At 41.0% G+C, this 14,006-nt stretch carries 12 protein-coding genes; 1 reads left to right on the forward strand and 11 read right to left on the reverse strand.

The genetic code is table 11. The features are described from left to right. Window positions 1–34: 34 nt before the first annotated feature. Window positions 35–1,219, reverse strand: coding sequence for a CapA family protein (locus BIV16_RS09020; RefSeq protein WP_075681976.1), 1,185 nt, complete (start codon window positions 1,217–1,219; stop codon window positions 35–37). A gap of 239 nt (window positions 1,220–1,458) precedes the next feature. On the opposite strand from BIV16_RS09020, the gene BIV16_RS09025 reads away from it, so the two are divergent. Then, a complete protein-coding gene (locus BIV16_RS09025) occupies window positions 1,459–2,031 on the forward strand; it encodes an ECF transporter S component (RefSeq protein ID WP_075681896.1) in 573 nt (190 codons plus the stop codon). 38 nt (window positions 2,032–2,069) lie between these two features. Here the strand turns inward: BIV16_RS09025 and BIV16_RS09030 are convergent, their stop codons facing one another. The 10 genes from BIV16_RS09030 to BIV16_RS09075 all read right to left on the reverse strand — a co-directional run bounded on the left by BIV16_RS09030 (window position 2,070) and on the right by BIV16_RS09075 (window position 14,005). Beyond that, window positions 2,070–2,981 (reverse strand): DUF4097 family beta strand repeat-containing protein, encoded by a 912-nt coding sequence (locus tag BIV16_RS09030; protein ID WP_075681898.1) that lies wholly within the window; start codon window positions 2,979–2,981, stop codon window positions 2,070–2,072. A gap of 42 nt (window positions 2,982–3,023) precedes the next feature. Further along, a complete protein-coding gene (locus tag BIV16_RS09035) occupies window positions 3,024–3,743 on the reverse strand; it encodes a DUF1700 domain-containing protein (RefSeq protein ID WP_075681900.1) in 720 nt (239 codons plus the stop codon). A 12-nt stretch (window positions 3,744–3,755) separates the two neighbouring features. Then, window positions 3,756–4,073, reverse strand: coding sequence for a PadR family transcriptional regulator (locus tag BIV16_RS09040; RefSeq protein WP_075681902.1), 318 nt, complete (start codon window positions 4,071–4,073; stop codon window positions 3,756–3,758). Window positions 4,074–4,956: 883 nt separating this feature from the next. Further along, window positions 4,957–5,859 carry a DegV family protein gene (locus BIV16_RS09045; protein WP_075681906.1) on the reverse strand — a complete coding sequence of 301 codons (903 nt, stop codon included), beginning with the start codon at window positions 5,857–5,859 and terminating at the stop codon, window positions 4,957–4,959. 27 nt (window positions 5,860–5,886) lie between these two features. Continuing rightward, window positions 5,887–7,065: a MalY/PatB family protein gene (locus BIV16_RS09050; RefSeq protein ID WP_075681908.1), complete on the reverse strand. Its 1,179-nt coding sequence runs from the start codon at window positions 7,063–7,065 to the stop codon at window positions 5,887–5,889. 108 nt (window positions 7,066–7,173) lie between these two features. Further along, window positions 7,174–7,809: a hypothetical protein gene (locus BIV16_RS09055; RefSeq protein WP_075681910.1), complete on the reverse strand. Its 636-nt coding sequence runs from the start codon at window positions 7,807–7,809 to the stop codon at window positions 7,174–7,176. A gap of 829 nt (window positions 7,810–8,638) precedes the next feature. Continuing rightward, complete coding sequence (gene aspS / locus BIV16_RS09060) at window positions 8,639–10,435, reverse strand: aspartate--tRNA ligase (protein ID WP_075681912.1); 1,797 nt, start codon at window positions 10,433–10,435, stop codon at window positions 8,639–8,641. Between the two features lie 95 nt (window positions 10,436–10,530). Next, a complete protein-coding gene (gene hisS, locus BIV16_RS09065) occupies window positions 10,531–11,790 on the reverse strand; it encodes a histidine--tRNA ligase (protein WP_075681914.1) in 1,260 nt (419 codons plus the stop codon). Further along, entirely contained in the window at window positions 11,781–13,349 is a 1,569-nt protein-coding gene (gene hemZ / locus BIV16_RS09070) for a coproporphyrinogen dehydrogenase HemZ (RefSeq protein WP_075681918.1), read from the reverse strand. Before hemZ ends, hisS begins: the two co-directional genes overlap by 10 nt. A gap of 26 nt (window positions 13,350–13,375) precedes the next feature. After that, window positions 13,376–14,005 (reverse strand): MBL fold metallo-hydrolase, encoded by a 630-nt coding sequence (locus tag BIV16_RS09075; protein ID WP_075681920.1) that lies wholly within the window; start codon window positions 14,003–14,005, stop codon window positions 13,376–13,378. Window position 14,006: the final 1 nt, after the last annotated feature.

Raw genomic sequence — 14,006 nt, forward strand, 5'->3', positions numbered from 1 at the left:
ATCCCTGTCACTTTAAATGCATAAAGATACATTCTTATTCTTTTTCTTTGATTTCCCCTTCCTCTGTGATTTCAACATCATAAGAAAGGCTTTCCATGTATTGATACAAATCCGCTGCCTGTGTTCCTGTCAAAAGATTGGTCGTTCCATTGCTTGCTGCTGCCGGCAATAGCTGGTAGGATGCCGTTCCATCCGCATCAATGGTTACTTTTACAGCTGCCGTCTTATCAATCGTTTTATTAAAAATAAAATTGCCCAGGCTATAAAACACCGGTTTCCCATCAAAATATTGAATTCCCTGCAGGCAGTGGGTGTGTGCTCCGATGACAAGGTCTGCCCCCGCCTCAATGTACTCTTTTCCAAGGGAAGTCTGGTAAGCTTCCGGCGTTGTATTCCGCTCAATTCCCCAATGCACATAGACGGTCAGGAAATCACATTCTTGCTTTGCTGCCTTGATTGCTGCCAAAAGCTTTGTCTCATCGTAGGTGCAAAACATTCCCGGCTGATTGTTTTCGATATTCCAGCTTCCAACCGGAATCACACGGGAGGCTGCAAGATAGCCGAATTTTTTGCCATTTGCCTCGATTATCTGCAGCTGACTCGCACGTTCGAACGTATCCCCGGCTCCTGCATACAAAATTCCGGCATCATCCAGCGTCTTGAAACTGTCTTCTAAAGCTTCTGTTCCGTAATCTAGCGCATGGTTGTTGGCAAGGGAGACAATATCTACCCCCATCTCGGTAAATGCACTGACATACTTTGGATCTACCCGGAAGGTATATTGCTTGTCCGGCGCCTGTGTTCCCCTGGTACTAAACGGAAATTCCTCATTCATCATCAAAATGTCTGCATCCTGTAACTCGGTTAACATCTCCTTTGAGACAACATTTTCAATTCCTCCGGCCAGATAATTTCCCTCAAATGTGTATGCAAAGCAGGCATCCCCTGTAAATACAAGTGTAGTTGGTTCGTTCTCCTGTTCTGTGTCACCATCACTCTTTACCTTTGCTTCATCCTCTGTGGCTGGCTGCGACATCTCCTCGCTGTCCTGCTTAGGTTGCGGCGTCTCGGTCATACTTTCTTCTGTCTGTTTGTCCGCCTTTGCATCTGCCGGTGCCGCATCCTTTTTCCACACCACTTTTGTCAATAATAAAACGACAAGCAGGACAACCGAAAGTGCTGCCACTGTATATAGAATGATTCGATTTCTTTTACTCACGTAAAGCCCTCTCTTTCCAATATAATTCGCTTCACTCACTTGCACTCATTATACCATAACCTTCCTTTTTCGCCTATGGTTGTTCTTCCATTTCATCAAACTGGTATGCTATTTTTTAATAAAACTGGTTATTTCTATAATACCATCTTGTGATATGATACAGATACTTTCGGAAATCCGTTTTCTGTTCTCACGATACGAATCGGACTTCCTAGAACTACAAGAGAGGACTGTTTCTTATGACAAATGAAAATCTTAAAAAATGGGTGATTGCGGCATTGATGGCTGCATTAACCTGTGTTGCAACTATGGTAATTAAGTGTCCAACCCCTACTTTTGGATACATTCATCTTGGAGATGCCTTTGTGCTGCTTTCCGGTATTATTCTTGGACCACTTTATGGTGCTGCGGCTGCCGGTATCGGTTCCATGTTTTCTGATATTTTTTCCGGATATGTTTCCTGGGCTCCTGCCACTCTCATCATTAAGGCTTTGACAGCCTGCCTTGCCGGACTGTTATTCCATCGTCTCCAGCATGTATTCAAATCCAAAGGTGCGCGCTGCTTTGCTGTGATAAGCGGTGGCATTTTGGGTGAGGCACTGATGGTACTTGGTTACTTTTTGTATGAGGCGGTTCTTGCTGCACTTGCAAGCGGTTCCTTTAACCAAGCATCCCTGGCTTCCGGTATTGCATCTTCTGCAACCGGAATTCCTTTTAACATTGTGCAAGGAATCACAGGCATTGTCATCTGTTGTCTGCTGCTTCCAGTTTTTTCCAAAATTCCAGATATCAAAGAATGGGTTGCAAAATAATGCAGCCCATTTCTTTTCTCACATATTTTAAAATATCTCTATTCGTCCTCGCCTGTTTCCAGGGAAACATCTCCAACTCCACAATCCAAAGATACTGTCTTAGCTGCACCCTCGTTTTGAATGGTTTTCTTTCCACCAAGGTTGCTGTATGTGCTGCCATTGATGTCAATTTCACCCAGTCCACACTGTAAATCGTAATTGAAATCAGATTCTTTTCCAGTCAGATAGAAACTTAAGGAACCGACTCCGCAAGAGCCTTTGATGTCACCACGAACCGTTCCGGTCAGACTTGCCTCCCCGACTCCGGCATCTACATGTACATTTTGGAAATCGCCGGATAAAACATCAATGTCACCCGCTCCGGCGTCCATGGTGAAATCTCCTGTCACATGCAGATAATCTGCTGTAAAATCTCCTGCTCCTAAGGAAACCGTCATTTCTTTTGTTACAAAGTCTGCATCTTCTATATCCATATCAGACGCACCAACTTCCGCGTTGAATTTCTCAAACTCCATATTTGCCGGGAAAGTCACCTCAATGGTGGCACTGTCGTTTTGGTGTGCTTTCGTTTTATACTTTACGGTAAGCTCCTTATCCTTGACATAACTTTCAAAACGGTTTGCCTCACCATCAAGCATCCGCACCGTCACCTGAGATGCATCTGCATCTGTTTTTACATCCACATACGCCGCACCTACTTCTAAAGAAACCTTTTGTATTTCAGATGCATCAAATACTTTTATAATATCTGTTCCATTCGCTGCCCTTTCATTTGACCATGTAATACCATTTTCAAATTCCCAGTTTCCAAAATCAAACTCTCCTGACTTTGCCATGTGATAAACCGTTCCAAGTCCTGCCCCCATTGCTGCTGCAATTCCACAGAAAATGATTCCAACAGCAGCAATCACTGCCACAACAATTAGCGACACCTTCGTAAATTTTTTCATATCAATAACCAACCCTTTCCATTGCAATGCATACTCTCAATTTTACGCTAGTCTTTCCTTTTTTCTTTTCTGAAATGGCATCTTGCACAATTTCACGATGCCTTTGCAAATCCACGGTAATGCCACTGCGCATAACCAGACCAGTAAGACAACGGCAAGTAATCCGATTGCAATTAAAATCAATCCGATGCCGATGACTGCAAGCCCTACTGCCGGACTTCCTGAGAAAAGGAGACCGCCTCCAACGCCTAACACTACAAATCCTGCGATGATACATCCGCCAACAACTGCTACAACACTCGCAAGCACAGCCAGCAAACAGGCAGCTACTGCCACTATCAATGCAGCTACAACAGCGAGCAGTGTCAACCAGATTGGGCAGGTTAAAACTGCAACAATAATACCAAGTACAATTGTAGTTGTATTCTTCTTTTTCTTCTCAACACTCTGCAGATTCTGGATAGTCTGATTGACATTGTTAATGTATTCCTGCTGGTTATAAGCGTTGGAATATGCATTCGATGTCTGCTGCCCCTGATTCGGTGCTGACTGTCCGCTGTCCTCAGCCGTTCCTGCCAGATCTGCTTTGATACTCTGTGCGACTTTCTCCGGAGATTCTAATTCCCGGATAATGTCCTCTTCTTTATTTTCTCCTGCGTCCTCGAAATAGCTGCGGTAAAATGCCAACGCTTCCACACGCTCTTCTTCCGAGATATCCTGTAACAAAATTTCCAACCTATTTAAAAATTGTTCTCGATTCATAACATCCTCCCTTTATATTTCTCCGTTAAATAAGGCTGATATTTTGGAAGCGTAGTCTTCCCAAGCCTCTCGATACATGGTCAGCTTTTCCTGGCCTGCATCCGTAATCCGATAGTATCTTCGGTTTCTTCCTCCACATTCCACGTCATATACTTCCAGGCAGGCATCCTTTTGAAGCCGACGTAAAACCGGGTATAACGTTGATTCAGAAACATCAATTGCTTTCCTGACATCCTGGGTTATTTTATAACCGTATGTGCCTTCCTCCTCTTTCGACACAACCGCTAACACAATTGCATCTAAAAGGGCTGCACCCGTATTGTAAACCATGCACTCACTCCTTTTTCTTTGCTTTGATTCCTGTGTGTTCCTCACTCACAAGAACATTTTATAATATTATATTTGTTTATATATTATTTCTTAATTAATACTATATACCATATAGTATTGTTTTGTCAACACTATCTTTCTTAAAAACTTCTTAACATCAATGTGGAACGGTTTTGGCAGGTTCACCGACCGGGTGCATGCCTATGCTCCAAAATTCGTTAATTGGCACGCGCGAAGAACCCCAACTTTTCAGACATGCGCGTGCCTCCTCCCCAAATACAGCATATAGGCATGTAAAATTTTTTCTTTCTTTTTTTCTAAACCTGTGCCTATCCATTAAATTTAGACGAATGGCATGCACAGCCGCCGAAACATATGCATGCCTATCAGCATAAAAATAGTGGAAGGCACTATATTTTTTCCTTTTACATACAAAATATAACATGCCTCCTCGGTAAAAAAGTGGAATTGGCACGCGCGGTTTACATAAAATTCCATAGAATGTGCATGTCAAATGATATAAATTGAGCTTAAGGCACGCAAACTCAATGAAAAATGTGCCCCGCCTTTTTCATTATCTATTAACAAGGAAACAGTAAGCTGATTTTATAAAACAAAAAGCTGTGTGCCGCCGGTATTTCTACCAGCGACACACAGCTTTTTCAACATACAGCCTCAGTTACTATCTTTGATACGAAACTTTTTCTACTTACAGCCTCAGTCACTCTCTTTGATACAAAACTTTTTCTACTTACAGCCTCAGTCACATCTTTGAGACGAAACTTTTTTGGCTTACAGACTCAGTCACTATCTTTGATACGAAGCTTTTTGGGCTTACAGACTCAGTCACTATCTTTGATACGAAGCTTTCTGCTCTGCTTATTTATACAACATCCGCTCTTTTTATAATACCAAATCCAATCGGATATGGTCCTGTATGAACCGCAATTGTTGCTCCAATCTGGAAAATTGGAAGTTCCTCTATTCCAGTTTTTTCTTTCACCATTGGCAATGCCATCTCGCGGAAGCGAAGTGCTTCCTCATAATCATATCCATATCCAATGTTGATGGTATATTCGTCCTTTGTCACATGACGTTCGTCGATATACTGGGAGAGCATCTCGATTACTTTTTTCATGGATTTTTCCCGGTTACGGACAACACCTGAATTGTGAATCTCCCCTTCCTTTAAAGTAATGAGAGGTTTTATCTTTAATGCACTGCCTGCGATACCCATTAATTTTCCGATACGACCACCGTGTTTTAAATAATCGATGCTTCCAATCGTAAAGAAAATACGACTAGATTCGCGAATGGCAAGAAGGCTTTCTACCATCTTTTCGTAACTGTAACCAAGATCGCGGATACGGCATGCTTCTAAGACATACAAACCCTGTAAAACAGTATCTACCGTGGAATCAATAACGGTAATTTTTGCATCTGGATACTCTTCTAATACCATGTCCTTTGCTGTTGTGGCAGACTGCATGGAACCACTGAATTTTGTTGTAATACAAATACATATCATTGGTATCTTTTTCTCTGCTAGTGGGCGGAAAATCTGATAGTAATCATCGACAGACGGCATGGATGTCTTTGGGAACACATCTGGATGGTCTACCATCTCCTGGTAAAATTTACGGACATCAAGCTCCACCATCTCTTTTAAATATGTCTCACTGTCAAAAGACACATAAAATGGCACTACCGTTATATCTTTTTCTTTGGTCAGCTCTCTTGCAAGATCACAAGAACCGTCCGTTATAATCTGAATTTTTTCCTGCATAAAATAATTCTCCCTTATTCTCTAATTCTATACTCCAAGCTCGCCAAGCGCCTTTTCCATACGCTCTAATGCTTCCTTTATTACCCAGGTCGGGCAGGCTAAATTAAGTCGTTCAAATCCTTCGCCCGCTTTTCCAAAAATATATCCTTCATCTAAAAACCACTCTGCTTTTTGCTGCATAAAAGTCTCTAACTCTTTTCCATTCATCCCAAGCGCACGGAAATCAATCCACATCAGATAAGTTCCCTGCAATGGAGAAACTTTAATCTGTGGAAATTTCTGTTCAAAAAACTGTTCTACCAGTTTTTTATTCTGATCAATCACCTGTAACAACTCAGCAAGCCAGTCCTCGCCATAGCGATAGGCAAGCTCGCATGCCTGATATCCTAAAATATTCAAAGCAAAATATCCTCTTGCTCCGGTCATCTTGTTACGGTAGGATGCATTCGGAATTAAAATATTGGAAGTCTGGAATCCGGCAAGGTTAAATGTCTTACTTGGCGCTGTACAGATTGCACAGTTATTCAGGTAATTATCGGAAAGCGTTCCCATCGAAACATGCTCATATCCCGGTAAAACCAAGTCAAAATGAATCTCATCACTGATGATAAACACATGATTTTTCAAACAAATATCGGCAATACGAACCAGCTCGTCTCTTGTCCAGATACGTCCAATCGGATTATGTGGACTGCATAAAATCAATAGTTTTACTTCCTCTCTGGAAGCTTTTTCTTCAAAATCTGCAAAATCAATCGAATATGTGCCATTCTCATTTACAAGTGTAGTTTCAACAAGCATACGATCGTGCTGTCTTACCGCCATCGAAAACGGATAATAAACCGGTGTCATAATAAGGACACCATCCCCAGGCTCTGTAAATGCCTGTACCATCTCGTGCAATGCCGGCACAACACCCGCGGTCTCAACAATCCATTCCTTTTGCGGTGTAAATCCGTGATGGCGCTTCATCCAGTCAATCACACTCTCATAATAGGAATCTGTCGCACAGGTATATCCCATAATATGCGTATCCAGATATTTTTTTAACCCTTCCATAATCTCTGGCGCATTCTTAAACTCCATATCTGCAACCGAAAAAGGTACCACTTCTTTCCCTACTTCCGGGCTCTTTTCATACATCTCGTTCCATTTCTCGGAACCTGTATCTTCTCTTCGAACTAATGTTTCAAAATCGTACTTCATCGGGATATCCTCCACCCATTTTCCTCATGTCTACTAATCTTACCACACAATATTAAAAAGTTTAAGTAAAATTCCTATTTTTTTACCAAAAATTTATGGAATACTTTCTTATATCTGTTTTACCTGTTCCGCAAGGTCCTCAAAGTAATGTCCGCCTATCTGCTTTTTCACGATTTCGCCCTCTTTTTCGTAACAGTATCCCGCTTTTGTGTATTGTTCATCACGAATACACTCTGTCCCATCGCTGGAAACAACCGTCTTCGTGCAGTAACCGTCCTCATAAAAAGCTGAATGGAACCGCTCTCCCATTTTTTCTTTTCCACGCCTTGCACATTCTTTTGTGAGATTTTCTTTCATCAGAATTGGCAGATGGGTGATGTTCATATTTCCATAAGTGAGATTTCTTTCCTGGCTTTCCAGAGTCATTGGTTTGGCAAAATTTTCTTGTTTTCCAAACATCATAGGCTGGGCAAGAGCTTTCTGTTTTTCCTGGCTGGCTGGATGGAACACGTCTTTCTGTTCTTCCTTCATTTTCTCTGCCAGATTTTCCATCTCTTCCTCTAACTTTCTGACATCTTTGACATGAACTGTCTGCTTCCTATCTCCAGATGTCATTTCGATATCTGCGCTGCTTTTTGTCTCTGTATTTTTTTGAATTGAAGCTTCTTTATTAATTACAATTGTAGTTGTAATTTCTTTTTTTACTGTTACTTTTGTGTAAAACCCTTCTGGAAACTGATACATGATTTTCTCCTGTCTGTCATCTTACTCTTTCTTTTTCATTATATCAGATTTTATCAAGAAAAACAGGTGCGAGACACTTCTTGCATTGCCACTTGTGGACTAAACCGGTGATTTGGATTACCCTAACAGTTTTAGAATTATCTTGGCAGCTTAAAATTACCTTGGCAACTCGAAATTGTCCTAGTAGCTTTAAAGTTACCTTGGCAGCTTGATGTTACACTAGCAACTTAGAATTTCCCTGACAACTTTAAAATTGCCTTGGCAGCTTTGGAATTGCCCTGGTAGTTTGATGTTTCCTCGGCAACTTTAAAATTGCCTTGGCAGCTTGAAGTTCCACCACAACTTATAATTGCTGAAATGATACTTTACAATATAGCATCATTCTTTCTAAAATTATCCAATTACAAGTCATATTTTGTTATTATGTAAACTGTTTTTTGTTCGATTATACAAGGGAAAAAGAAATTTTTAAATTTATCCAATAATCACACGTTTTTCTTTTTATTTTAGACAATAAATTTGAAGCCTTTTGTATTTATCCAAATTGCCTATTTATGAGTTTACATAACTTATTTTTCAGACAGTTTTTGGATAATTTTTGCAGAGCATTTTACTATATAATTCCGGGTGCCAAAAAGTAGAAGATAAATTACTTGCTGGCAAATTGTACAAAGGCAGACTAATTTTGTGACTTTTGGGAATTCTTTTCATTTCCCCACTCGCGTGAACCTAAAATACCGCCAGTCTCTGCGACTGACGGTATTTTATCACGTACCCCAAACACGATGTGTGTTTGATAACGGCTTCTCTTCTATTGGAATCGTATTTTCTACTCTTCTTCTTCGACTTCTAATGTTTTGATATTTAATTCCTCTAACTGTTTCTCATCCACGATACCAGGTGCTTTTGTCATGAGACAGGAAGCATCTTTTACCTTAGGGAAAGCAATGACGTCACGGATGGATTCAGCGTGAACCATATGCATGACAAGACGGTCTAAGCCGTATGCAAGTCCTGCGTGTGGTGGTACACCATACTTGAAGGCATCTAACAGGAAACCAAACTGTTCATGTGCTCTTTCTTTGGTAAAGCCAAGAACCTCAAACATTTTTTCCTGAATATCGTCCTGATGGATACGGACAGAACCACCACCAAGCTCCGTACCATTTAACACGATATCGTATGCTTTTGCACGAACTGCTCCTGGATCTGTGTCAATCTTATCCCAGTCCTCTTCCATTGGCATGGTAAATGGATGATGCATTGCCATGAAACGGTTTTCTTCATCTGACCACTCAAGTAATGGGAACTCTGTTACCCATAAGAAGTTGTACTGGTTTGGATCTAACAAATCTAATTCTTTTGCAAGCTCTAAACGGAGTGCTCCAAGAACATTCCATACAATCTTGTTCTTATCTGCTGCAAAGAGTAATAAATCTCCTGGCTGTCCGTCCATTGCTGCAACTAAAGCTTTCAGTTCTTCTTCTGTCATGAATTTTGCAAAAGAGGACTTGTAAGTGCCATCTTCATTTACTGCTAAATAAGCAAGACCTTTTGCACCGTAACCTTTTGCAAATTCTACTAATTTATCAATCTTTTTACGTGGCATAGTTGCCTGGCCTTTTGCATTGATACCACGAACAGAACCACCATTTTCAAGTGCACTGGTAAAGACGGAGAATCCACATCCTTTGACGACATCGGATACATCCTGTAATTCCATGCCAAAACGGGTATCTGGCTTATCAGAACCGAAGCGGTCCATTGCTTCCTGCCACGGCATTCTTGGTAATGGAAGCTGTACATCTACGCCGATTGCTTCTTTGAAAATGTATTTTAATAATCTTTCATTGACTTCTAAGACATCTTCTACGTCTACGAAAGATAATTCCATATCAGCCTGTGTAAATTCCGGCTGTCTGTCTGCACGAAGATCCTCGTCACGGAAACATCTTGCAATCTGGAAGTAACGATCATATCCAGAGCACATCAAAAGCTGTTTGTAAAGCTGTGGAGACTGTGGAAGTGCATAAAAATGTCCCGGATGAACACGGCTTGGTACTAAGTAGTCTCTTGCTCCTTCTGGAGTCGATTTACAAAGCATTGGTGTCTCGATTTCCAAGAAACCTTCGTTCATCATAAACTGTCTCATTAAGTTTGCTACCTTGCTTCTTAACATCAGGTTCTTCTGGATGTCAGGTCTTCTTAAATCAAGGTAACGATATTTCAAACGGATGTCATCCTTTGTCTGGCTGTTCTCTTCAATCTGGAAAGGTGGTGTCTCAGATTCGGAAAGAATACGGATATCAGATGCAATGACCTCGATATCTCCGGTTGCAAGATTTTCATTTACAGCTGCGGAACGTTTCTCCACTTTACCGGTAACAGCGATTACAAATTCGCTTCTTAAACGCTCTGCTTTTTCATATCCTTCTTTTCCAACTGTGTCTTCGTTGAACACAAGCTGTAAGATTCCGGAACGATCTCTAAGATCGATAAAAATCAAACTTCCTAAATTTCTTCTTTTCTGTACCCAGCCCATAACGGTTACAGTTTCTCCAATGTTTTTATTGGAAACTTCGGTACATCTGTGACTTCTGTGAAGTCCGCGCATTGACTCTGCCATAACAATTTCCTCTCTATTTCTACTAAAAATTTATCATTCACACATTTTCCTTTGAAAAATGTGATATCTGTCCATTCACACCTTAAAAATGATGACTAATCATTGTCGTGATTGAAAAATTCGATAATGTCTTTGTAGCCTTCTGCTGCAAGTTTTTCTTTCTGGAACTTCTTGTTCTTATTCATACGGACAACCAAAACCTGTTTTCCGGCTGTTCTTTCTTCCTGCGCTTTTGCAATGACTGCATTTAATTTTTCTGTCGGATAATTTTTTTCAATCAGATATGCAACCTTTGGACGCTGCATTGGAACTTCAAATCCACTTTCCATTAACAATAAGACAATTCTTTCAAATCCGATGGAAAATCCACAGGCCGGAATGTCCTGTCCGGTAAATTTGCCAACCATCTTATCGTAACGTCCGCCGCCACCGCAGGCAGCACCAAGTTCTGGCATTGCGATTTCAAAAATAGTTCCGGTATAATAGCTCATTCCACGAACCAGGGTAGGATCAAAGACCAGTTTAAAGTCCGCTGTCTTTGCACCATCTACGGTTGTGATGATTTCCTGTAAGTTCTGTCTAACTTCCGGGTCTAAGTAATCTTTCAAAGTAGAAGCAAGGTAAGAAAGACCATCTTTTGCCTGTTCCACTCCCTTAAATAACTCTAAGTATTTCTCAATGGATTCTTTTGCATAACCTTCTTTTGCAAGTTCTTCTGCAACACCATCAAGACCAATCTTATCCATCTTATCTAAAATGATAAACACGGTATCGAATTCTTCTTCCGGGAATCCGCTGTAAGACGCCATTGCTTTTAAGATTCTTCTCTCGTTGATTCGAATCTCAAAGTTCTTGAATCCAAGTCTTCCAATTGTTGTAGTTGTAGCAAGAATTAACTCAATTTCAGCAAGGTTGCTTGGCTCACCGATGATATCGATATCACACTGCATGAACTGTCTGTAACGGCCTCGCTGTGGTCTGTCTGCTCTCCATACGCTTCCCATCTGAAGAGATTTGAATGGGGATGGCAAATCATTGGAATTATTCGCATAATAACGGACAAGTGGTACGGTCAAATCGTAACGCATACCAAAGTCTGTAATATCTGCTTCTGTTTTGGCCTCGTCTAATTTGAGTTTTTCGCCACGTTTCATTACCTTGAAAATAAGTTTTTCATTTTCTCCACCCTGCTTGTTGCTAAGGTTGGCAATGTTTTCCATACATGGTGTTTCAATCGGGGTAAAACCAAAACTTCTATATGTCTCTTTGATTACCTGCTGCACATAATCACGAATCTGCATTTCCTGAGGTAAAATATCTTTCATTCCGTTGACCGGTTTTTTACTTAATGCCATGAGATTTCCTCCATTTTTCTGATTTTTCGTTCTATCATTTCATCTACACGATTCAAATACTCTTCCACATTTTTCACGTTCTCGACACGTTCCATGCGGTAGCCTTGTTGCTTTTCGTCCTCAAAAACAAACTTTGTGGTAGAACCGGCACCAAGTGCCATTATAGTCTGTTTTTCTTCCATAATCAAGACATTATAGATACCTGCTTTGCCTTTTGACGCATAACCGACATTTTCCAGGTTGCCAGCCATACTTTTCTGGCGGTATAAATAATACGGCTCTAAGCCAAGTTCTTTTGCATATTGCTCCGCAAGTTCCATATGTTCCTGGGTATTGACGATTTCATATTCCTGGTACTGGTCCTTGAACATATTCAGTCTTGCCGCACGTTTTAGGGCAAGTGAATGGACGGTCAGGTTGTCCGGTTTTAATTCCTTGATACACTCCATAGTGTGTCTGACATCCTCAAGGTTCTCACCCGGAAGACCCATAATCAAATCCATATTGATATCATCAAATCCAATCTCCCTTGCCATCTGAAAGCTCTCTATCGTCTGCTCTACTGTGTGATGTCTGCCAATCAGTTTTAGCGTTTCCTGCTTCATGGTCTGTGGATTGATGGAAATTCTTGTAATATGATGTTGATAAAGAACTTCTAGCTTTTCTCTTGTAATACTGTCCGGTCTTCCCGCTTCCACCGTAAATTCCAGGCAGTCTGATAAATCAAAACTACATTTAATTTTTCGAATCAGGCGGTCTAACTGATACGCCTCTAACGTGGTCGGTGTTCCTCCTCCAATATAGATGGAATTGAGATGTTTTTTTGCAAATTTTACAGCTACAAAATCAATCTCTTTTTCCAGCGCATCCAGATAAGCATCCATGCGGTTTCGCCAGGACGCAAGCGGATAAGAGGTAAACGAGCAGTAAAGACAGGTCGTCGGGCAGAACGGAATTCCAATGTAAAGACTGTATCCGTCCTTATAATCAATCCTCCTTAGCATCGCAAGTTCGCGCTTTGCAATGTCAATAGAAAGATTGATTTTTTCATCGGAGGCAAGATATGTCTCTTTCATGTGCGCGCGGATTGCGTCCTCGCTCTCGCCCTCTTCTAACAACTTCATCGGAATCTTCGTCGGACGGATGCCGGTTAAGGTTCCCCACGGCAATTTCTTGTTACAATACTCAGACAGCATCTCGTAGAGCGCCTGTTTTAATTGATTCTTCGTCTCGGTTCTATCCGAAAAATCAACTACAATTGTCTTTTCTTTTAAAATTTCCTCTGTTTTAGCCTGGGAAAAAATCTCATCCAGCGAACGTTTCTTGATTCTTGAATGACTATCCTGGAACATATCCACAGGTACATCCCCGTAGGAATAACTTTTCCACAAAAAATGAATGTTTTCCTGTGCATAAGTAATCTCCCAGTACATCGTCACAATCTCTTCGAACTTCTTTTCCTCATTCGAAACACTTACGTTTTCTTTCGGGAAAAAGGCTTTCATCAAAGAATGAATATCATATTCAAATTCAGGTTTACTTACTTTTACAACTATCATCTTTTACTCCATTACATGGGTTTCTTCTATAAATATGGGTTATACATCCGCTCAGTTCCGATGGAAGTCAACTCATTATGTCCGGTATAGACCATTGTCTCATCCGGCAGCGGCATCAGTTTTTCCTTGATGGAACGCACAATTGCAGACGCACTTCCTTTTGGGAAATCGGTTCTGCCAACCGATGTGCAAAAAAGGGTGTCCCCACTAAACACTGCATTCTGATAAGGGAAATAATAGCAGCAGCCTCCCACCGTATGACCCGGTGTGTGAAGCACACGGATGTGAAATCCTGCCAAATCAAGTTCCTGCTCATCTTTTAAATAATGATCCGCATGAAAAACGCGCTGTGTGCCTTCCCAGCCACTTAAATTCAGTTCTGGATTCTCTAACGTTTCCTTCTCTGCTTCCTGTGCATAAATCTCTACCTGCAAAAGTTTTGCTAACTCCTCTGCCCCTGTCGCATGATCAAAATGACCATGGGTTAACAGAATTGCAACCGGTTTTAACTGCTCTTCCTGCACTTTTTTTGCAAGCTCTTTTGCACTCGCACCCGGATCAATGACTATCACTTCCTTGGTGTCATCGTTTATCGCAAAATAACAGTTTGTCTGTACCATTCCAACTACATATTGTTCTACTCTAAGTGGTGCCATC

It is taken from the genome of Roseburia sp. 831b (assembly GCF_001940165.2).
Lineage (GTDB): Bacteria > Bacillota > Clostridia > Lachnospirales > Lachnospiraceae > Roseburia.

Excerpts from the sequence above, each read along its gene's own strand:
- BIV16_RS09025 (WP_075681896.1), top strand. The coding sequence starts at position 1,459 with ATGACAAATGAAAATCTTAAAAAATGGGTGATTGCGGCATTGATGGCT.
- BIV16_RS09030 (WP_075681898.1), bottom strand. The coding sequence starts at position 2,981 with ATGAAAAAATTTACGAAGGTGTCGCTAATTGTTGTGGCAGTGATTGCT.
- BIV16_RS09035 (WP_075681900.1), bottom strand. The coding sequence starts at position 3,743 with ATGAATCGAGAACAATTTTTAAATAGGTTGGAAATTTTGTTACAGGAT.
- BIV16_RS09040 (WP_075681902.1), bottom strand. The coding sequence starts at position 4,073 with ATGGTTTACAATACGGGTGCAGCCCTTTTAGATGCAATTGTGTTAGCG.
- BIV16_RS09045 (WP_075681906.1), bottom strand. The coding sequence starts at position 5,859 with ATGCAGGAAAAAATTCAGATTATAACGGACGGTTCTTGTGATCTTGCA.
- BIV16_RS09050 (WP_075681908.1), bottom strand. The coding sequence starts at position 7,065 with ATGAAGTACGATTTTGAAACATTAGTTCGAAGAGAAGATACAGGTTCC.
- BIV16_RS09055 (WP_075681910.1), bottom strand. The coding sequence starts at position 7,809 with ATGTATCAGTTTCCAGAAGGGTTTTACACAAAAGTAACAGTAAAAAAA.
- aspS (WP_075681912.1), bottom strand. The coding sequence starts at position 10,435 with ATGGCAGAGTCAATGCGCGGACTTCACAGAAGTCACAGATGTACCGAA.
- hisS (WP_075681914.1), bottom strand. The coding sequence starts at position 11,790 with ATGGCATTAAGTAAAAAACCGGTCAACGGAATGAAAGATATTTTACCT.
- hemZ (WP_075681918.1), bottom strand. The coding sequence starts at position 13,349 with ATGATAGTTGTAAAAGTAAGTAAACCTGAATTTGAATATGATATTCAT.
- BIV16_RS09075 (WP_075681920.1), bottom strand. The coding sequence starts at position 14,005 with ATGGCACCACTTAGAGTAGAACAATATGTAGTTGGAATGGTACAGACA.